Source organism: Paenibacillus sp. FSL K6-1558 (genome assembly GCF_038002565.1).
GTDB lineage: Bacteria > Bacillota > Bacilli > Paenibacillales > Paenibacillaceae > Paenibacillus > Paenibacillus polysaccharolyticus.
Genome location: NZ_JBBOCV010000001.1, coordinates 4,895,175 through 4,915,293, shown reverse-complemented (window position 1 = coordinate 4,915,293; position 20,119 = coordinate 4,895,175). Strand labels below are relative to the sequence as shown.

Sequence of the window (20,119 nt, the reverse complement as noted above, 5' to 3'; positions counted from 1 at the left end):
CGTGTCATCGCTGTTTCGTCATTATTGTGTGGTTGCCAGGCTCTCCTTAATCTGTTTCACAGCATTGTCAAGGGAGGCTTTCACATCCTTGCCGCTATCCCAAATATCTGTAATAGCTGACGATATAGGTCCCCATACACTGTCCATGGCTGGAAGGGAAGGCATCGGTGTCGAGTTGTTGAATTGTTCAAGGAAGGCTTTGTTGATCGGATCTTCCTGTACTTTGGCGTCTGCCGCCACATTTTTGTTCGCCGGAAGTGTACCGTTCATGTCAAAGTTCTCCATCTGGGCTTCTTCGTTCGAGAGGAATGCAGCCAGCAACTTGGAAGCATTAGGATACTGGGTAAACGCATTGACGTAATAGGCTTTCACACCCGAGAAGGAAGTCATTGGCTTGCCATCAATAGCGGGAAGCGGAGCAACTCCAAAATCAATTCCGGCGTTGCGATAGTCGGCAATGGTCCAAGGTCCGTTAATATCCATGGCCAGCTTGCCGCTGGAGAACAATCCCTTTTTGATATCGTAGTTCACATCGCCCATCTTGAGCGGCAGCACCTCAGCCTTCAGCTTTTGGAGGAATTCTCCCCCCTTCTGCGCTCCTTCGTTGTTCAAACCGAGGTCACTGCTATCCATCCCGTTGTCCCCAAAGATATATCCACCCTGAGACGCTAGGAAAGCATAGTTATAATAGAATTGTTGTAATTCCCACATCAGCGCATACTGATTGGATTTGGTATTGTTAAACGTTTTGGCAAAATCGATAATTTCATCAAAGTTTTTCGGTGCTTCGGGGTACAAGGCTTTGTTGTAAAAGAGGGCATACGTCTCGACGCTGTACGGATATCCGTATAAAATGTCTTTGAACGTCACCGCTTTCAGCGCATTCTCGCTGGTATTAGCTGTGGTCTCAGCTTCGAAGATATCATTAGGCAAAATAAGTCCTGCTTCCGAGGCGCTTCCAATCTTGTCATGCGGGAACACAACGACATCCGCAGCAAGCCCGGCAGGGCCATCCGTCGTTAACTTGGTTACCTGATCTGTTGGCGGTAATTCCTCCATTTTGACCGTGACGCCATATTTTTCTTCGAATTTTTTGACTCGTTGCTGAATAAAGCTACTCTGGTTTTTATCCTCCCAGATGACCAGTGTTGCGCCCTCTTCTGGCTGGAGATTCTCAGCAGTCAGCTGCACGGTATCCTCTGGATTATCACTTGGCGCTGCAGGAGTAGAACTTCCTCCTCCTCCGGTTGAACATGCAGCTAGTGTAAAAGCCATTCCGATGGACAGAACTGTGCCTTGCCATTTTCTCATGTGAAATGTCCCCTTTCCCTCTGTGTAGTTCAAGAAAATTTTGCGCTTTTCACCCTTTAAACGCCGTAGATTGTCAGGATTTGTGTTCCATGTGAATCGTTGTACAAACGTTTGCCCAAAATGAAACACAATGTCACTGATGCATTCGATATGTAGGGGTAAATAAGTTAAAAGTATGTAAAAACAATGATGTAAGCGCTATAATATATACCACATCATACAATACCGAACTTTATTTGTACAAACGTTTGCACAAGCTGTATTCCTTCAAATTTAACCATATCCTGAATTTTGTTCACAGTAATTTCCTATTTCCTTGATCTAACTCTATCTTCCTTTATTTTGCTCCACTTGCATTCCGGGTTAACGAGTTAACAATTGATTTCTGGTACCCTTTGCATTACCATAGGAGAATGTTGAAATGATTGAATCAGAAGGGGTTTTTTACATGATTACGATCAAGGATATTGCCAAATTGGCGGGTGTTTCCCCTTCTACAGTGTCACGGGTGATTTCAGGCCATCCCAGAATCAGTACGGAAACATCTCTTAAAGTTAAACAAATTATGAAAGAACTTAATTATCATCCCAATATGATGGCTAAGAGCCTTGTATCCAAAACAACACAGACGCTTGGAATTATGCTGCCCCGTCCTGCGGAGGAGCTTTTTCAAAATTATTTCTTTGGAGAGTTGTTGCGCGGCATTATTACCCACGCGACTCGTAACAACTATGAGTTACTGCTGTCCACCGAGACGTCCTCCGATGATGAATTACAGGCCATTTCCCGTCTCGTGCATGGTCGCAGGGTCGACGGTATTCTGTTGCTCGGTTCCAAACGGGACGATCCCATCATCTCTTTTCTCGAAGAGGAAAAATTCCCGTTTGTTCTCATTGGCCGAAGTGAGACACATCCGAATGCCCCTATGGTCGACAACGATAATGTGCAGACCGCGTATGATGCAACGCAGCATCTTATTGCACAGGGACACACACGCATCGGCTTTGTGAGCGGCCCGCCTGATATTACGTTATCGCATGATCGCATGCGTGGATATCGGAAGGCTCTTGAAGAATCCGGATTAACGGCAACGAACGACTGGATCGTGGAGGGTGAATTCTTACAGGAAAGCGGCTTCCGGGCAATGTCCCTTTTTATGTCGCTGCCCGACAGGCCTACCGCCATTGTAGTTATCGATGACAATGTCGCTTTCGGTGTGTTAAGAGCACTTGCGGAGCTGGGATATCGAGTGCCTGAGGATATCAGTGTGGTCAGTTTTAACAATATCGCGTTGTCCGAACTTGCTTCACCTCCGCTCAGTTCCATTGATATTGGCACATACCAGCTCGGGTATACCGCAGTTCAGGTTTTACTAAAAATTCTTGGCAACGAGCCTCTCGCTCAGAACCCGGTTATTATCCCGCACCGCCTGATTGTACGTGAGTCCTCCCTATATTTGAAGGCAAAGCCCTTCCTGAGTTAAGCGCTCTACCTCATCTTTTGGGAAGTGCAAACGTTTGTCCTTTAACAACTCAGGCAAGATCTGTGATGAGCACAGATGCCAAAGAAGCCGCATTTCTGCGGCTTTTCTTTTGCTTTATTTCCCTATCCTTGCTAAGCGTCAGTACTATTTCCAGTTCCTAAGCACAATTAATTTACCAACAAATTAATACGAACTCCAGCCTGCATCAGCCGTAATGACAGTCCCATTTACAAAACTGGACTCGTCCGATCCAAGGAACAGAGCCACTTTGGCAATCTCTTCACTCGTTCCTACTCGCGGGTTGATCGCCATCCCCTGCTGCTGCCGTCCCGCACCGAACGGGTTAATACCTGTCATGGATGCCCCGATGTTAGTCGCAACCGCTCCGGGTGCAATGGCATTACAACGAATACCTTGCTCGGCATACATGTATCCTGTATTTTTGGTAAAGCCCACCACAGCGTGTTTGGAAGCGGTATATGCCGCTCCTGCCCGTCCACCGTGCAAGCCCCCTGCTGAAGCAATATTCACAATAACCCCTTGCTGTTTCTCTAGGAAAATTGGCAGCACTTTGCGTGTGGTTCGCATCACACTTGTTGTGTTCACCGCAAAAACCTTTTCCCACCGCTCATCGCTAATATCCGCAGCTGGCTCCATCCCATCCATAATCCCCGCATTGTTGACCAGAATGTCTACTGTACCGTATTTACTCACCGTTTGATCAATAAGTTGCTGTACATCTTCCTCTTTCGCTACATTAGCCAGAAGAACGAAGGCTTCTCCACCGTTCGCCTGAATCTCTTGAACGACAGCCTGAGCAGCTTCTTCGTTGATATCGGAAACAACGACCTGGGCTCCTTCTTGTGCATACAATGTGGCAATGGCTTTGCCCATTCCTGATCCTGCCCCTGTGACAATGGCCACTTTATTTTGAAGTTTCATTTGTCTATTCCTCCTTTAAAATGTATTCGTTTACATAAAGATAACAAACAAATGTTCATTATCTCTTATCCTTAGTATAATAAGTCATAGCTTTTCGATACAATCAGTAAAAGCCTGTCCAAATGTACGTTAAACAACAGGCTCTCACCTGTTTGTACGTTATCTTTTAATAAATATCACTCGGGAGGAATTCCAATGCCTGAAACATCAGACGCCATGGACCGACGAATCCGAAAATCCAAAGCCGTCCTGAAGGAAGCCCTCCTTCATTTGATGCAGAAGCGTAATTTCAAGGAAATCTCCATCTCGGATATTGTGCAGCAAGCTGATCTGAATCGGGGAACCTTTTACAGACATTATCAATACAAGGAAGACCTGTTCAACGAAATCCTGCATGATGTGACTCAGGATCTGGTGACTTCATTTCGCAAGCCTTATGAGGGAATGAAGGAATTTCAGGTGGGTCTTATGCCCTCTTCCGCTATTACCATCTTCGAACATGTGCATCAGCACGCCCAATTTTACACCCTCGTTGTGCAATCCGAAGCTTCTTCCAGCTTTCAGCGTATGATCTGTGATGTGCTGCGGGATCTGTCTTTACAGGATCTGAATCATATTTTCCCGCCCCATATTAACCCGGAACTGCTCGCAAGCTATCAGTCTCATGCCATATTTGGCATGATCATGGAGTGGATTAGACAGGATTTCAAGCACAGTCCCACCTACATGGCGGAAGAGTTATTCAAAATTATTCATTATACGCCCGCACAACGATTAAAAACTGAATAATTTCTCAAAATATGGGTATAATAATATAGTTATTATTCAATTATTTACACATTGTCTAGTGAATTCAAATTTGAAGCAGGAGGAATGATGATGAAATCTTTCAAGTATCGTCTTGAGCAAAAAGAACCTCGGACCGGTCCCGGCGGCATCACTCGCGGAGCCTCGGTTCATGACTTCCCCGCATCTATCGGTATTGCGGGAGTATCCATGCGCCTGGAACCAGGCGGCATGCGTGAACTGCACTGGCATGCCAATGCGGCCGAGTGGGCATATGTGATCAGCGGTTCCTGTCGTACCACCGTTATCCATCCGGACGGACACGCGTATACCGATACCTTTGAACCCGGAGATGTATGGTATTTCCCACGCGGATACGGTCATTCCATCCAGGGACTCGGGCCGGACGAATGCCATTTCATTTTGATTTTCGACAATGGGGATTTTTCGGAGGATCATACGTTCAGCATTACCGACTTTCTGACTCAGACACCGGATCATATCGTGGCACAGAACCTTGGTATCTCCCTCGAACAAGCAGCCAAGCTCAATCAGGGCGAAGCCTATTTTGCCAAAGGCCCGGTACCCGATGACAGTTCCTCCTCTGCGACTTATCGCCGTAACTCTGAACTGACCACGCCGCATCGTTATCCCTTGCATGCCAAACAGCCACGCCGCGCGCCAGGTGGCGGTACGCAGCGTACGGTAACCGTCGAAGATTTCCCCATCTCCACCACGATGGCGGGTTCTCTGATCGAGCTTCAACCAGGTGCTCTGCGGGAACTGCATTGGCATCCCAATGCGGATGAGTGGCAGTATTACATTAGTGGCAGTGCCGAAATGACGGTATTTCTCGCCGAAGGGCAGGCTGTCACTGAACAATTCGAAGCTGGAGATGTCGGGTACGCTCCGATGGGTGCGGGGCATTATATCAAAAACACGGGTGATGACGTCTGCCGTGTACTGATTGGATTCAACAGCGGACACTATGAAGCCATTGATCTTAGTGAATGGATCGCAGGCAACCCGGTAGACGTGCTCTCCACGAATCTCGGCATGTCCCGTGATGAGGCAGAACAGCTTCCTAACGATACGCTGTTTATTGCACCCGATCAGAACAAGGGAAAATAACCAAGAAGGCTATACGTGAGTGTCGCAAGGTTCATTCCCGGAGATTAGCTCAGTTAAGGGAATGGCGACTTAAGCGAGAAGAAGCGAACCTGACGGTTATCTGAAAATGGAGGACAGATGCCTATGCATTCCGTACATGACTCGTCTTCCCCGAACGTTAACAACGAGAGTATCGGACACACGGTAGAACGTTTAGAGCCGGGATTTTCCCGGCTTTTGTTATCTTCCGTTCTTGTATTGCTTGCCGGTTTCATCGATTCCATTGGATATTTGGGGCTGGGTAAAGTGTATTTATCCTTCATGAGCGGCAACAGCACCAAGCTGGGCATCGCTCTATTTGAAGCAGATTATGCGTTATGGGCAACGACAGGGACTGTCGTTCTTTTATTTATTGCAGGGGCATTTGTCGGCACTTTCATTACAGAGTCATGGAGGAAATGGCATCTGACCCTTATTTTGGGCATGGAGTGTGTATTGTTTCTCTTCGCAATCCTGTTGTCGCTCCTGTTCCACACGCATTATATTATATTCCCGCTCACTATGGCGATGGGCATGCAAAATACGATGCACCAGATGGTTGCACATGCAGATGTAGGCAAAGGCTTTGTATCGGGTACGCTTTTTGGGATCGGTCAGGCTCTGGCCAAAGCTGTACGTGGCAAAGCTCCCGCGTCCGAGTGGGCTGTGCTGGCACTGTCCTGGTTTATTTTTGTCATTGGCGCGGCACTGGGCGCCTGGATGCTCGTTAATGGCGGTCTGCTCCTATCCCTCATTGCGGCTCTGTTGTTTCTTGTCCTCGTTATCCCCTATGTCGTTTATATGCAACGTCTGAAAAACGGTTGACCCTGAATAAAAGGGCCAACCGTTTTTCACCTTTAGTTCTAGGAAATCCCACTCGGCTTCATGTATACTATAGAGGAGTGCAGAAATAAGATAAAAGGAGGTGACATTTCACATGAAAAAATCAAGTATTATCTCATTAATGACCAGTTTCATTTTGCTTGGCGGGGTGCTTCTCTTTCCTGCTCCTCAAGCCAATGCTGCCAAAGGAGAATTCTCTACATATTGGGAACAGGACGAGTTTGACGACGAATATCAATCTGAAGGAGATTTAATAGACGATACAGAAGAGCCTGAGGCAGAAGATGAGTTTATTCAGGAAAAAGCGGAATTAAAACAATATCTTGATCAGATTTTTGCTATCGGGTCCTATGAATCTAAAGCCATTGATTCCTTAAGTAGTGTAGGTGGCACCGTATCTTCAGCGAATCGAAAATCGATGTTTCTCAAGCTAACGAATACGGTAATTCCGAATTATACCAAATTCGTCTCCAAAGCAAAACTGATCCAATCCAACAACCCAGAAATCAAAAAAATTCATACCTCCTTCATCAAAGGAACTTATATGCAGCTTGAAGGTTATATGCTTTACAAACAAGCTGTTTCCAAAAACAAAGTGAACTACACGATCCTTCAACAAGGTAATGCTAAAGTTAAAGCTGCCGATGTTATTCTTGACCAAGTTACTGATTCATTGTTAGCGTATGCTGACAAAATTGGGTACGAGTAATACCTGCATGCGACTATTGCAAAAAAAAAGCAACCATCCTTAACTAGTTATTAGGGAATGGTTGCTTTTTCTAGTTATTCTCATGGATTAATTACAGACCAAGCTTCTGTCCTTTTTCTAATCGTTGAATCTGCTGTTCCCCGCTCTCCGCCAGTTCACGGAACTGACCAATGGTCTCTCGCATTCTTGGCAAAGCCTCTTGTTTGTAGACCGAAATCGAGTCCAGGGCAGACAGCACATCCGTGAAAGCCTGCTTCATCGTATCCACTGAGATACTTGCCTCGTAAGCCTGCTTCTGGATCGCTGTCCCCTGATCCTTCAGCATTTTGGATGTGCCAGCGATCAGATCATTCGTGGTACGGTTAAGCAATTCGATTTTCTGCAAGACGATCTTCTGGTTGTATAGTGCACTGGCAACGGTGACTGCAATCTTAAGCGCGGAGATCGTCACATTTTTCGCCCGATCCACACCACGAATTAACTCTTTGTTGTTGCGAATGACCACTTCAATCGCCATGATTCCCTGTTGGTTTACGACCAGCATCTGTTGCAAATCCATAACACGCTGACGGAGCGGGAACAATACTTCTTCGGTAATAAACCGCACCTTCTCAGGGTCTTCCCCGCGAACCTTGGCTGTCTCAATCTGTGTATCAATGGATTCATCCATTAACATACCAAGCTGGATCTCCTTCTGAAGCCGCTTGGTTAGTTCGCGCAGGCTCTGCTGCTCGATCTCAAGCGTGGTGTTGTCATTGCGCAGCGTGGCACGGCCCTTGTCGAGTGAAACGACAATGTCGGCGATGACGGCGTCGGCTTTCTGGTACTTGAGGAAATACGCGCGCAGCGGGTTGAACAGCTTGCCCAGAAAGCCTGTTTTGGCGAAATCGACCACGCTCGGGTCGAGATCCTTCAGTTGCATATGCAGCTCGGTCAAGCCTTTGGCGACCTGACCGCCCTCGTCTCCCGTCTTGGACAGATGTCCAACGGAGACTTGAAGCAGAGCGTTTTTCTCGGAAGAGGATCGCATGGTGTTCATGCCAAAGCCGTCGATGGATTGCAAAATTTCTTTGCGCTTCTCCAGAGATTCGAGGTCCAGGTTCATAATCATATCCACATTCGAAGTTGCTACCTGTTGCAGTTCCGCGACCTCGGCGGGCACCGGTTTGATCTCTTCTTCAATCACCTTCTGAATTTCCTTCTGGCTCGGTATTTCCATCGTAAACGACATTCACAGTTCCCCCTTTTAGTTACATCCGTATCTGCTTACATCTGAACATTAATATAGACTTACATCTGTACGTTAAACAGGTTTCCGATTTTGTAGACAACATCGTCGGTGTCCGCATTAATGCTCGCCGCCTCGTTAATGCTGGAGATGCTCTCCAGGGCTTTGATGTCGGCGTTATATCCAATCGTGTAGATCGGCACTTTGTACGTCTCCACCAGGTCTCGAATATCTTTGAGCGAATGTCCTTCGTTCGTCTCGCCATCACTCAGAACAAAAATCAGCGGTTTCACGTTAGGGTTGGCTGCTTTGTAATCCTCCAGCATTTTCATTGCAACCACGATGCCGTCGAATGTCGCTGTTCCCCCACTTGCTTGCAAACTATCCACCGTTCCGACAAACATGGATTGCTGGTTCGTATCATATTTGGCAATCGGCAGGTTCACGGTTACATCGCTGGAGTAAGAAACCAAGCCAATGCTGTTGTCGGTACCGAGATACTTCTGGCCTTTGCGCAAAGATTCTTTGAGACGGTTAAGCGGTTCCCCCGCCATACTCCCGGATACGTCCGTTACAAACACAGCGGCAATTGGATTACTGCCGTTCTTCTTCTCTTTCCAGACTTTCTGCGCGGACAGCAATGTTCCACCATCTACGGTAGCCAACTCGGATTTGTAATCTTGCAGGCCGTTGAATCCGAACTCTACTGCCTTTTTCTGATACTGCTCTTGCGTGACAAAATCAGCAAACTTCTGGATGATCTCCTGTTTGTTCTGCGGCAGTTGACCAAGAGCATATAGCGGGCTGTCATGTCTTACACCGAATGGGGTAAACACATATCCGCTCTTCAGATCAGCTGTATTCACATAGGTCTGATACTCCAGTACAAAGGCATCCAGTCTGCCCGACTTGGCCGCTTCCCTCATCTGAATCGTGGTGGATGCAGTGAATGGCACGTTCGCCTGGAATTTTTCAAAGCCTTGAATGGCTTTCTCGCCCAGCGGATTCGCGCTGTCATACGTATTTAATGCGGTAACCAGAAAGTTCAGTCCTGTAGAACTGGCAAACGGGTCGGTATAGCCCATCGTAAGCTCATTATTGGCAATAGCTTCGGTTATCGTTTTGACATTTACAGAGCCGTAGGTGTTCACCAGTGCATCATATTTGGCTTTGGAGATGACGATTCCCGGTACGTTGCCAACAAGCCGCTTCGAGATGAGCTTCGTCTTCACTCCGCTGGCTTCCACCATCTCGCCCCACAACTCATTGGACGGGGTGAAGGCATCGGGCACATACTTACCGGACTTGATGTAATCCGTTGCGGTACCGGAAGCAATATTACGGATTTTGACCGATACCTGTTTGCCGCCGGCCGTGATGTTCGCTTGGTTAAATGCCTTTGCGACCTCGGTTAACCATCCATCCACGCCACTACCCGACTTCTCGGTGGAGGAGAAAATTTCGACGAAATCATTGGTGGTGTTCTCCACTGTAACCGGGAATTTGGAAATGTCCGGAAGGGATTCTGCAACATCAACCGGATCAAGATCAATCTGTCCTTTCACCGGTTCCGCCGTAGCTGGTGCAATGTCCGCGTACAATTTGCCAAGTTCCTTACCTGCATTTTCGGTCGTGACCTGTGTGGTAGACTTGCCAAAGTTCGATGTCAGTGTGATTCCTCCATAAACGAGACCAAATACTAGGACTAACATGATCATGGATATGAGAAAAAACTTTCCCTTCTTTGCCATAGGTGCAACCCCTCACTGTCTATATAATTTGGTGTGCTTGATTAACTGATCAATCTCCTGCATACAAGGCATCTGCTCAATATCTCCAGCTTCAACACTGTCCAGGCGCGATATCTCCAGCAACAGCTGATCCAGCTTCAATAAAATCTCTTCATTCGTGTGAAGTGAATCCTTCACGTAGGTCAGGTAATCGTTGTACACTTTCGTTTTCTCCTGAAAAATCCTCTGCGGGATCGCAGGCGATTTGGCTTTCATCATGCTGGCATAATCGGCTTCATCGAAGACGTTCAGTCGATTCAGTATGCTGCGAATGTTCAGATATAACAGCTTCTCTACCTCTTCCGTGACCGAAGCGAATTTCTTAAAACTCAGCTCGCCGGGGTCAAAACGTTGATGAAGCACATTCATCAATGTCTCTTTCTTTTTTTTCATCCGGTTCAGTTGGGACAGCCCCAGCGTAATATCTTCTTCAAGGATTTTGATGCGTCTGTAAAAGGATAAAGCTTCTACATAATCTTCATGGGTTTCGATCTGTCTCACGGGTAAAACCACCGGCTGTTTGAACAATACATTGTAACTGCCATAGAAAAGTGCAAGTACGCTTCCGAAGAGTAGCGTCACGGAAAGTGAGGTCTGGAACGCATTCTCTCCGAATCCAAGTCCAGCAAAACCCGGGGAGAAGGCCAGAACATTCACGGCCACGATGCCGATGATGAGCCCAAACAATTGTATGTACCTGGTCATGGTCGATCCTAAGGCCTCCTTTCATGTTAGATATTAGGATTAAATGTCGTATATTCCCTGTCTCTCATCTTCTTATTGTACATGATGTGAACGCTCTCAGGTGGATAGGATTGGAAAATGGAAGGGATATTTACGTTAATATTAGAGCGCTATAAAGTAGATGTTTGACTTGAAGTTCGAGTGGTCTTCCAGTGGATTTGAAAGATCTTTTAATGATTCTTGCCAGATATTTAAAAGAGAACTCGCGCTGGTATTGGTACTGTACTCCATAAGCTATGATGTCGGAGCAGTATTCTTCATAGTAATATACGTGGATAGAGCTTATCCCATTATCCTTTTCACGGACAAAACAGAACGAGCTTCACAACTTGCTGTTTAGAAGAACTGCTGGACAACCAGGAACTACGGAGGCGCGTTAGTGGTAAATGAAATGTTATCCGGTAATACGTGGAAAATCAGGTTACGTGTCATTTTTTATATAGACTTGTCTTAGCGGGCTGGAGCATGATGGAGTGCGAGAAGGAGTTTTCGTCAGGGAATTGCATACCAAAAAGACGAAACGGCGATAACTCCCATTTCGTCTTGTGTATGTTATTGTTCCTCACATCTGAATCCACCTACTCACTTACTCAACAAGCTAATGATCACAGATGATGCTATTTGGTGTACAGATGATTTGTTGTTACTGGACGCTCACACGCAAAAATCCGGTCTGCTACGTGTTGTACGAACCTCTGTCACTTTTCCCGCACAGCCGTCGTCCCCGATTGCCTGGAATGTTACCTTCACACTCTCTTTATCTCTGGTGACCTCTTCCGGAATCTCATAGCTGACACGGAATACTTCGCCGATCTTGTTCATATGAATGCGCTGTTCCCCTACAACTACATCTTCCACCAAAATACTAAACTGCCTTTCATACCGGATACCCTCTCGGTCAAAATGTAGATAGTCCCCGCCCCAATAGGCTACGCACAAATGATTCAGAGCATCCGGCTCGACAGCCAAGCGGTAGCCGAATGCTGCTTCGTTTACTCCGTAAGCCTCACGCCACATATACAGCCTGCTGCGTCCGTCTGTACCGGAGCCATTATATTGCTCCCTGCGGCAGTTGCTCTCCAATTGATGCCCGATCTCATCCTGCTGACCATCCGGCTGCACGCTATCGATGGTGATATCATTTAACGCTTTCTCCAGCGCATCCCCTTCATCATTCAACGCCCAATACACCGTATAGAACTCATGATGCACATCATAAAACGGAATTAGTTTCACCGCTTCACCTGTAGATGTCACTTCCTCACTAAGCTCAAATGTAAGCTTCTCTTTATCGACAACCTTGATCCACTTGCTCACATCCTCTTCTTCCGTTTGGATAACGGGTACGGGAGCTGTTTTTGGATTCAGTGCAGTTTCGTCGATAATGGTATCCTCGGGAAGTCCTTCACTTCCAAGCGCACCAGCTAACACAATCGGGCCATACTGGAATGCCACCTTGTGGGCATCATCCCGTGCTGTATATTTACGCAGTGCCATCGGCAGCGTAATAGTAATCGTATCGCCCGCTGACCAAGCGCGATCGATGGACAGATAGCCGGGTTCCAGACGTGTATACGACTGGGCCGAATCCCCGCCTACGGTTGCCGTCATCGGCTCCTGAAGCCAGGACGGCACGCGTAGTCTTAGACAAGCCGAGGCGCTGCCTTCGGTGATTGTCAGGATTGCTTTTTCCGAATAGGGGAAGTCCGTTTCCAGCTTTAAGTTCAGTCCCTGTGATGCCCACTCCAGCTCGGAAGCGATGTAGAGGTTCACATACAAGTCTTGTTCATCCTCATAATAGATAGCTTCTGCATACTTGCCCGGGTTCTCCATGCCTGATCCGGTGCAGCACCACCAAGCCGTATCACGTGTGCCGTAGATTTTGTAATGCCCTTGCAGAGTGGAGGCAAAATAGGTTTTGTTGCCCGTAATCGGGTCTTGCGTGCCGAGGATATGGTTATAGACCGCGTTCTCATAATAGTCCATGTAGGCACTGTCCCGGTTCCAGGCAAACAGCTGCTTGGTCAGATGCATCATGTTGTGCGTACAGCAGCTCTCCCCGGTTTTGATGCCAAGGCTCTCCATGCCCTTTGCTTCATAATGCTCGGATATGCTTGTCGCGCCAAAGACATAAGAACGATGCTTCACGGTTGTATCCCAGAAAAATTGTGCCGCTGTCCGGTATGATGTCCGTGCAGGGTCTTGATTGTATATTTCGGCTGCGCCGATGACCTTGGGAATCTGCGTGTTGGCATGCCTTCCTTGCAACTCATCCCGCTCCTGCTCCAGCGGTTCCAGAATGAGTTGGTGCGTGAATTGACGGGCAGCCCTCAGATAGGCTGAGTTTCCTGTAATCCCGTACAATTGGGCAAACACTTCGTTCATCCCGCCATGCTCAGACATCAGCATCGTCTGGATCTGCTCCTCGGTCATGGCACTCAGTCCCGTCACTGCCCAATCCGCAAAACGTGCAACCACCTCAAGAGCCTGCTCATTGCCCGTCTTTTGATAGGCATCAATCAGACCACGATAGATTTTATGCACGCTGTACCACGGAACCCAATATTCACCGATGTTAAATCCGCCAATGTTCTCCGCGCGAAAAGCCATACGGAAAGCCTCCTCAGACAAACCCCCGACATATCCGCTGCCCGTCGTCTGTTGAATTGCCGCCAGTTCATTCACAGCATAATCGAGCGTTTGCTTTAAAGTAGAATTACCCGTCGCCTGATACGTCACCGCGAGAGCCGACATGTAATGTCCGAGGGAATGTCCGCTAATCGAGCGTGCCTCCCAGCCTGCATATCGTTCCTTGCGAGGTGTTAATCCGTGGGCTTCATAACATGGAGCCAGAAAGCGGTCAATCTCCAGTGATAACAAGTAACGTTCACCGATATGTTGTGACGTTTGAAATGGACCTTTCAGCAAGTTAACCTGTGAGGGGCCCAGAAATCCTTTTCTCGTATCGATCATGTGGCTCGCTCCTTTGGCATATGAAATAACTTCAAATGGTTTCTTTTAGTAGGGCTGTATTTAGAGATAAAGGATAAAATCCGTGTTCCACTCCGGCTAGAACTTATCTCTGCCATCTAGCTTTCACCCTTGAATGTCCTCATATTATCAAATAAACTACAGTTACAGCAGACTCAGAATCCAAGAAAAGGTGGATAAATCCGTCCTATGTCAAAACCATTGGAGCACTATTTATGTGGAAAATTCATATCAGAGGGCAACTGGAGCCATATGCGTCGAAGCATGCCGGTTCATGAGATCATTTTGATGCTGGAAGGTGAGATGTATATTGCGGAGGAGGACAAACGATACGTTGTTCGTGCGGATGATCTTTTATTTTTAAAGGCGGGCCGAACGCATTATGGTTACCAGATTAGTGACGCACCTGTGAGCTTCTACTGGATACATTACGGTACAGCACCTGGCTTATTCTGTGACTTTCCAACTCTTTCAACCATTCAGATTCCTTCTATGGCAAATCAACTGTTCAAGCAGTTATTGCATGTATCTTCCTTCTCGTCCGAAGAGGCGGATGCTGCTGCGCTATTACTTCTCAAAGAAATGGAACGTAACCTGCGCTCAGACTATCGCCAGCATAACGCCGTGGTGGATCATATCTGTAAGTGGGTCGATATCCATCTGCATCTGAATATTACGGTGAGTGAGATTGCGGAGAACTTTAATTTCAACAAGGACTACATTTCCAAAATGGTGAAGCGGGAAAAGGGAATCGGACTCAAAACGTATATCCTCACCGAACGCATGCGCCGTGCCAAACGACTGTTGCTCAACACCAATGCCAGTGTGAAAGAGATTGCAGCCCAATGCGGCTTTAGTGATTACAAGCTGTTTCTGCGTACCTTCAAACAACACGAGGCCAGTACGCCAACCGAATATCGCAACCATCTATACAGTACACAGCTGAATCGGTTGTAAAAAAGATATAGAAATGTTGAAATCACTTATAGAAGATTCTAATATATCGGTTTGAATTCACTGTGTTATAATGCAAGGAAATATCATTCCCCACTTTACTTATAAGAAAAGGAGAATTTAGACATGACGACGGCTGCCATTACGATTCATCCTGCTTCCCCAGCTGACCATGCTGAGATTGTTGACATTCTGGTTGCCAGTTACGCGGAATACCAGAGCTCGTTTGAGCAATCGGATCGTTGGGAAGCCTACCTGAAAGATATCCGCGAATCCGTGGACAATCCATACTTGACTGAATTATGGGTAGCCAAGATCGAAGATCGGATTGTCGGTACCGTTCAGTTATTTGAAACGGCACATAAAGCCTCTCCCAATTTTGATCTGCCGATTGATTATCCGTTTATTCGTCTGCTGGGTGTTGATCCCGAGTGGAGAGGACATGGCATTGCCCGTGAACTGCTTCAGCGGTGTGTGGAATCCACGAAGGAGCTGGGCAAAAATGCAGTTTATCTCTATACCGGTGGTCAGATGGTGAATGCCATTCGGTTATATGAGCGGTTTGGCTTTATTAAAGATCAGGAGCTTAGTCCCGTGGAGGGCGGAGGGCAGGTAATCTGTTATCGTTACGAGATAAAATAAAGTCTTAACGGACGACATATAATACGGACTTACCAGGCTTATCCAAAGTAATAGTGCATTCTGGAGAATGTTACGTCTCTTTATAAACATGAAACATAGGGCTGTTCTCCTGCCATCTGTAGATGACAAGAGGAACAGCCCTCTTTGTTTAAACTTGATATCATAACGTTACAAAAGATTAGCATCTTGAACCTGAGCTTAACCGCCAATCTCAATCAGAATTTTCGCATGACTCTTGTCGCTCATCAACAGCTCAAGTCCCTCCTGCACAACATCATGCAGCTTAATTTTCTTGGTGATTACCTGCTTCACATCGAGTGCGCCTTCAGCAATGAGTGAGATGACCTCAGGGAAGATATGTCGGTACGCCAATGTGGCGGTCAGATTCGCTTCTTTTACCAACATGTCGAAGAAGTTCACTTGAAGCGGGTTCGGAATCGCGGCGATCACCACAACTTCTCCACCTTTTTTAATCACGGACACAGCACTGTCCATCGTCGGTTGCACGCCAGCTGCTTCATACGCGACATCGATTCCACCGGATTGCTGCGTAATGACCTGTGTTGCATCCACCTTACTGCTATTTACCGGAATTGCGCCAAGTTTAGCCGCCAGTTCCAGACGATCTTCGAATACATCGACAGCGTACACTTCAGATGCCCCAGCTGCTTTGGCTGACAAGATGGTCAGCAAACCAATCGGCCCTGCACCGTATACAGCAACCTTATTTCCGACTTTTAACTTACTATGACGCACAGCATGAAAAGCAACGGCAGTCGGTTCTACAAGCGCCCCTTCTTCAAAAGAGACTTGATCTGGAATCGGGTGCACCATATACGCTTCCACGACTACATATTCGGCAAAACCGCCATCCGCGTTCAATCCGACAAAACCAAATTGAGTACACTGATTGTATCTACCTTGAATACAGTACTCACACGTTCCACAATGGTAGAGAGGTTCAACCACCACGCGATCACCAATATTGATACCGCTTACATGATCACCTAGAGCACTTACTGTTCCTGCAAACTCGTGTCCCAGTGTCAGCGGCGCTTTTTGTCCTGAAAGCGGATGATTCTCTCCCTCTTGAATACCTACACCATGATGATACGCATGTAAGTCACTACCGCAGATTCCGGCATACTCGACTTTGATCTGCACCTGGCCAGACTTTGCAACCGGAACCTCACGATCTTCCACACGCACGTCTTTATGACCATACCACACTGCTGCCTTCATTCTGTACATCCCCTTTTATCTAAACTGTTAATACAAGAATGTTCTGCTTGTCTATATATTATATCGCTATTCAACCATTATTCATATTTATAGATACTTATGTTAACATTACTTATACTAATGCTAAAAAGGGATGATCGCATGAATCTGGAACAACTCGAATACGTTGTCGAAATCGCCAAAACGCAATCGTTCTCCGCCGCATCGGAGCATCTTCATGTCACGCAATCTGCGATCAGCCAATCGGTTCATCGCCTGGAAAAAGAGCTGGGGCTGCTACTATTCGAGCGTTCCAGACAAGGCACTCATCCCACGCCGGAGGGTAAACAATTTATCGCCAAAGCGCTGGACATTTTGCAGCGAATTGATGAATTGAAATCACTAAATGCAACGACATCTACATTGACCGGTGATCTTCATGTGGCTACTTTCCCGAGTGTTATGCCTTACTTGGTGCAGTCGGCAGCAGATATGAAACGAGATCATTCACAACTGAGATTATCGATTGAAGAGAAAGGTTCCATGGAGATCATTGAGGACATCCGCAATAATAAAACCCATCTGGGCTTTATCGCCATTTACGCGAAACAACTGCGCGAATTGGATGGGTTACATTTTACACCGATGTATTCGAGCAAGCTTGTTGTATGCACCCATCAACTGTCTGAACTGGCTAAGCACGCACGCGTGACTCCAGAGCAACTAAAAGAGTATAATCTAGCGTTATATCGGGACGGTTTCATTGAAGATTTTCTGCAGGAGTTCACCTACGAATATGGGCCTTTATCCATCTTATTTAAGACCAATAATTCGGAGGCTATCAGCACTGTGTTAACCAGTAATATTGCCGCGACTATTGGGCATGATTTTTCCTTTCACCAACACCCGCTTTGGAAAGAGGGGTTAATTAAGATGGTCGAAATTACCGAGATCCAGCAGCCCAAAATGCAGATCGGCTTCGTGCAGACGGAATTCAGGGAGGCTGCAGCTGCGGCAGAACAATTTGCCCGTCGTTTCAAACAAGCGATAGAACTCGGTCATCTATAATCTGCTGTCCATGTATATAGGTTATATGCCCCTAGCAAAAAAAAAGCGCTTCGCCATGTGGCGGAGCACTTTACTTATTTCCTCTAAATTTAGTTGCGCTTCACTTACACCTTCACCTTTTTCACCGCTTCACTCATCTCATTCGTTTGCTGTTCCAGCATCGTAGACGTTTCGGCCACCTTACGGAACATCACCGATTGATCCTGCATCAAACGGTATATCTCATCCGAGTGATCCGACACGCCTGCGGAAATCTGTGAAATCGTGTTGACCGAAGCTGCCGCCTCTTCCGATCCGGCCGTAATTTCTTCAGCCGCAGCAGAGACCTCCTGTATACGCTGGGTAACTAGTTGGAACGCATCCACGACTTGTGAGAAGGCCTGCTCGGCTTCAGTTGTAAATACGACCCCCTGACCAATCTCCTGGGCAGTAACCCCCATTCGGGAACCTATCTGCTGTGACTCCTGTTCAATACGAAGTAATAAGTCCGAGATTCGTTCCATAGACGAACTGGAGGCTTCGGCAAGTTTCCTCACTTCTTCTGCCACAACCGCAAAACCCTTTCCATGCTCACCCGCATGTGCAGCCTCAATGGAGGCATTAAGCGCGAGCAGTTTGGTTTGACTTGCGAAGTCACGTACCGTATGCAGTGCACCACCAATTTCAGTAGAATAGTTGTTTAACACCTGCACCATCGTGGTAACCTCTCCAGATACTGCAGAGATGTTTTCCATCTGTTTCTTCATAATCGTCATGCGTTGCTGCCCCGATTCCGCCGTAGTCAGCGCCATTGTTGCCGCATCCGATACCACATTGGAGGATTCAGATATATCGTTGATGCCTTTTGCAATCTCTTCCATAGCATGCGCACTGTCACTTGCACTCTGCTTCTGTGTATGCGCACCTTGTCTTATTTCCTCAACGGCACGATCCACTGTTTTACTCATCGCGAGCATCTCTTCGGTACTCCGATTAAACTCTTTCGTGGATTCGGATAACAATTCGGTTGTTAAAGCTACTCCTCCAACCATGTCACTTACTATTTTATTTAAATTCCCAGACATATGTATCATCGCCTGATACGTTGTTCCGATCTCATCTCTGCTCTTCAAACGATAGGCTGTCAAAATGCGATTAGCTTCGGCAAGCTCACCTTGTGCCATCTTTTCCACACTTGATTTCAGCGGATGTAGAGGGCGCAGTCCTCTAACGATAAACCACATCACTATAGCAATACCTGCAAGAGTAGCGAGCAGTAGGATCACATACAACGGCAGACTTGATCTCAAAATATCGGTTTCGATACCTCCGATAACAGAAATCCCTGTATCGATACCAATTACACCCGCAAGAGTACCGTTGCTATTCAGAATTGGAGCGTAGGAAGAAATATAATTACCGTACTCTGGATTGTTAATGATCGGCGAACTTGCTGTTTCCCCTTGTAGCAACTTCTGCACCGCATCTGCAGGAATGTCCGTTACTTCGTTAATTGCTGAAGCTTTATCCGCATCCTTCATGCCATCCACCATGATCAGCGGCGTTCCTTTATCGTCAATTTTGACGAAATACACATACATGGCACCAATACGCACTCGAAAATCATCCAATTCATCCCGAATACGAAGATACTCCTCATTTTCCTTGGGGTCCTTGGCAAAGTCCACATATGATGCTGTATCCAATTGCTTCACATAACTCTCGGCAATCTGAATATTGTAGCTTGTGATAGCCCCCTGCGCAGCAAGTTTCACATTAGCGATCTGCGTCAGCATACTTCCCGCAGCTATAATCGTAATGACCAGTGTAACAATAGCCGCAATGCGCACAACCAGACGTTTCCTGAAAAAACCGATCATTTGCTCCCTCTTCCTCCCCACGAACCCAAGCCTTTTTGACTAGGCCGTACCCAAAAAACATATGTTTGAAGCACTAAGTATGGGAAAATAGTATACGAATATGTCGAATTACGCAAGAAAATATTGGATTTACATAAAAACGTTATCATTTCCGTATTCGCTTTGGTATTAGGGACTTTAAAAAGAGTTATTTAGCGAGGTTTTTAGAGGATTTCAGGCAAAGAAAAACTCCAACATGGTAGTTGGAGGTCTGTAGTTACTTTATCATCTTATGTGGGTCATGTTTCGAGAGAGTCTCTCTGTCTGAGATAACAATTGTATATTCATTTTCTACATAAAATGATTTGATCGGATAAAAGGTCAATCATGAAAAATATCTGACCATAATCAACCTGATAG

At 46.6% G+C, this 20,119-nt stretch carries 16 protein-coding genes; 8 read left to right on the top strand and 8 right to left on the bottom strand.

Going from position 1 to position 20,119, the window contains the following annotated elements; translation table 11 throughout:
- Positions 1 to 21: 21 nt before the first annotated feature.
- Positions 22 to 1,311: an extracellular solute-binding protein gene (locus tag MHI38_RS21185; RefSeq protein ID WP_154984649.1), complete on the bottom strand. Its 1,290-nt coding sequence runs from the start codon at positions 1,309 to 1,311 to the stop codon at positions 22 to 24.
- 448 nt (positions 1,312 to 1,759) lie between these two features.
- Here MHI38_RS21185 and MHI38_RS21180 point away from each other — a divergent pair, with 448 nt between their 5' ends.
- Positions 1,760 to 2,794 (top strand): LacI family DNA-binding transcriptional regulator, encoded by a 1,035-nt coding sequence (locus MHI38_RS21180; protein WP_154891249.1) that lies wholly within the window; start codon positions 1,760 to 1,762, stop codon positions 2,792 to 2,794.
- Between the two features lie 183 nt (positions 2,795 to 2,977).
- On the opposite strand, the gene MHI38_RS21175 is transcribed toward MHI38_RS21180, so the two are convergent.
- Entirely contained in the window at positions 2,978 to 3,736 is a 759-nt protein-coding gene (locus MHI38_RS21175) for an SDR family oxidoreductase (protein WP_154891176.1), read from the bottom strand.
- A gap of 195 nt (positions 3,737 to 3,931) precedes the next feature.
- On the opposite strand from MHI38_RS21175, the gene MHI38_RS21170 reads away from it, so the two are divergent.
- The 4 genes from MHI38_RS21170 (at position 3,932) to MHI38_RS21155 (ending at position 7,223) form a co-directional block, all read left to right on the top strand.
- Complete coding sequence (locus MHI38_RS21170) at positions 3,932 to 4,525, top strand: TetR/AcrR family transcriptional regulator (RefSeq protein ID WP_341181633.1); 594 nt, start codon at positions 3,932 to 3,934, stop codon at positions 4,523 to 4,525.
- 90 nt (positions 4,526 to 4,615) lie between these two features.
- Positions 4,616 to 5,653 carry a cupin domain-containing protein gene (locus MHI38_RS21165; RefSeq protein ID WP_090917478.1) on the top strand — a complete coding sequence of 346 codons (1,038 nt, stop codon included), beginning with the start codon at positions 4,616 to 4,618 and terminating at the stop codon, positions 5,651 to 5,653.
- A 123-nt stretch (positions 5,654 to 5,776) separates the two neighbouring features.
- A complete protein-coding gene (locus MHI38_RS21160; RefSeq protein WP_341181632.1) occupies positions 5,777 to 6,496 on the top strand; it encodes a YoaK family protein in 720 nt (239 codons plus the stop codon).
- 112 nt (positions 6,497 to 6,608) lie between these two features.
- Positions 6,609 to 7,223, top strand: coding sequence for a hypothetical protein (locus MHI38_RS21155; RefSeq protein WP_154891173.1), 615 nt, complete (start codon positions 6,609 to 6,611; stop codon positions 7,221 to 7,223).
- A gap of 91 nt (positions 7,224 to 7,314) precedes the next feature.
- Here the strand turns inward: MHI38_RS21155 and MHI38_RS21150 are convergent, their stop codons facing one another.
- The 4 genes from MHI38_RS21150 to MHI38_RS21135 form a co-directional block, all read right to left on the bottom strand.
- Positions 7,315 to 8,454 carry a toxic anion resistance protein gene (locus tag MHI38_RS21150; protein ID WP_090917471.1) on the bottom strand — a complete coding sequence of 380 codons (1,140 nt, stop codon included), beginning with the start codon at positions 8,452 to 8,454 and terminating at the stop codon, positions 7,315 to 7,317.
- Between the two features lie 59 nt (positions 8,455 to 8,513).
- On the bottom strand, positions 8,514 to 10,202 hold the full coding sequence (locus tag MHI38_RS21145; protein ID WP_341181631.1) for a vWA domain-containing protein: 1,689 nt from the start codon (positions 10,200 to 10,202) through the stop codon (positions 8,514 to 8,516).
- 12 nt (positions 10,203 to 10,214) lie between these two features.
- Positions 10,215 to 10,946 (bottom strand): hypothetical protein, encoded by a 732-nt coding sequence (locus MHI38_RS21140; protein ID WP_154891171.1) that lies wholly within the window; start codon positions 10,944 to 10,946, stop codon positions 10,215 to 10,217.
- Between the two features lie 693 nt (positions 10,947 to 11,639).
- Positions 11,640 to 13,958, bottom strand: coding sequence for a beta-L-arabinofuranosidase domain-containing protein (locus MHI38_RS21135; RefSeq protein ID WP_154891170.1), 2,319 nt, complete (start codon positions 13,956 to 13,958; stop codon positions 11,640 to 11,642).
- A gap of 207 nt (positions 13,959 to 14,165) precedes the next feature.
- On the opposite strand from MHI38_RS21135, the gene MHI38_RS21130 reads away from it, so the two are divergent.
- The gene (locus tag MHI38_RS21130) at positions 14,166 to 14,933 is read left to right on the top strand and encodes a helix-turn-helix transcriptional regulator (protein ID WP_154891169.1); all 768 of its coding nucleotides are present in this window, start codon (positions 14,166 to 14,168) and stop codon (positions 14,931 to 14,933) included.
- 123 nt (positions 14,934 to 15,056) lie between these two features.
- Positions 15,057 to 15,572: a GNAT family N-acetyltransferase gene (locus MHI38_RS21125; RefSeq protein WP_154891168.1), complete on the top strand. Its 516-nt coding sequence runs from the start codon at positions 15,057 to 15,059 to the stop codon at positions 15,570 to 15,572.
- 198 nt (positions 15,573 to 15,770) lie between these two features.
- Here the strand turns inward: MHI38_RS21125 and MHI38_RS21120 are convergent, their stop codons facing one another.
- Positions 15,771 to 16,814 (bottom strand): 2,3-butanediol dehydrogenase, encoded by a 1,044-nt coding sequence (locus MHI38_RS21120; protein WP_154891167.1) that lies wholly within the window; start codon positions 16,812 to 16,814, stop codon positions 15,771 to 15,773.
- A gap of 141 nt (positions 16,815 to 16,955) precedes the next feature.
- On the opposite strand from MHI38_RS21120, the gene MHI38_RS21115 reads away from it, so the two are divergent.
- Complete coding sequence (locus tag MHI38_RS21115; protein WP_154891166.1) at positions 16,956 to 17,861, top strand: LysR family transcriptional regulator; 906 nt, start codon at positions 16,956 to 16,958, stop codon at positions 17,859 to 17,861.
- 104 nt (positions 17,862 to 17,965) lie between these two features.
- Here MHI38_RS21115 and MHI38_RS21110 read toward each other — a convergent pair whose 3' ends face one another.
- A complete protein-coding gene (locus tag MHI38_RS21110; protein WP_154891165.1) occupies positions 17,966 to 19,720 on the bottom strand; it encodes a methyl-accepting chemotaxis protein in 1,755 nt (584 codons plus the stop codon).
- Positions 19,721 to 20,119 lie beyond the last annotated feature (399 nt).

What these genes read in the sequence shown, in the direction of transcription:
- MHI38_RS21155 (WP_154891173.1), top strand. Translation starts at nt 6,609, where the DNA reads ATGAAAAAATCAAGTATTATCTCATTAATGACCAGTTTCATTTTGCTT.
- MHI38_RS21185 (WP_154984649.1), bottom strand. Translation starts at nt 1,311, where the DNA reads ATGAGAAAATGGCAAGGCACAGTTCTGTCCATCGGAATGGCTTTTACA.
- MHI38_RS21145 (WP_341181631.1), bottom strand. Translation starts at nt 10,202, where the DNA reads ATGGCAAAGAAGGGAAAGTTTTTTCTCATATCCATGATCATGTTAGTC.
- MHI38_RS21140 (WP_154891171.1), bottom strand. Translation starts at nt 10,946, where the DNA reads ATGACCAGGTACATACAATTGTTTGGGCTCATCATCGGCATCGTGGCC.
- MHI38_RS21120 (WP_154891167.1), bottom strand. Translation starts at nt 16,814, where the DNA reads ATGAAGGCAGCAGTGTGGTATGGTCATAAAGACGTGCGTGTGGAAGAT.
- MHI38_RS21165 (WP_090917478.1), top strand. Translation starts at nt 4,616, where the DNA reads ATGAAATCTTTCAAGTATCGTCTTGAGCAAAAAGAACCTCGGACCGGT.
- MHI38_RS21175 (WP_154891176.1), bottom strand. Translation starts at nt 3,736, where the DNA reads ATGAAACTTCAAAATAAAGTGGCCATTGTCACAGGGGCAGGATCAGGA.
- MHI38_RS21130 (WP_154891169.1), top strand. Translation starts at nt 14,166, where the DNA reads ATGTCAAAACCATTGGAGCACTATTTATGTGGAAAATTCATATCAGAG.
- MHI38_RS21135 (WP_154891170.1), bottom strand. Translation starts at nt 13,958, where the DNA reads ATGATCGATACGAGAAAAGGATTTCTGGGCCCCTCACAGGTTAACTTG.
- MHI38_RS21125 (WP_154891168.1), top strand. Translation starts at nt 15,057, where the DNA reads ATGACGACGGCTGCCATTACGATTCATCCTGCTTCCCCAGCTGACCAT.
- MHI38_RS21115 (WP_154891166.1), top strand. Translation starts at nt 16,956, where the DNA reads ATGAATCTGGAACAACTCGAATACGTTGTCGAAATCGCCAAAACGCAA.
- MHI38_RS21110 (WP_154891165.1), bottom strand. Translation starts at nt 19,720, where the DNA reads ATGATCGGTTTTTTCAGGAAACGTCTGGTTGTGCGCATTGCGGCTATT.
- MHI38_RS21150 (WP_090917471.1), bottom strand. Translation starts at nt 8,454, where the DNA reads ATGTCGTTTACGATGGAAATACCGAGCCAGAAGGAAATTCAGAAGGTG.
- MHI38_RS21180 (WP_154891249.1), top strand. Translation starts at nt 1,760, where the DNA reads ATGATTACGATCAAGGATATTGCCAAATTGGCGGGTGTTTCCCCTTCT.
- MHI38_RS21160 (WP_341181632.1), top strand. Translation starts at nt 5,777, where the DNA reads ATGCATTCCGTACATGACTCGTCTTCCCCGAACGTTAACAACGAGAGT.
- MHI38_RS21170 (WP_341181633.1), top strand. Translation starts at nt 3,932, where the DNA reads ATGCCTGAAACATCAGACGCCATGGACCGACGAATCCGAAAATCCAAA.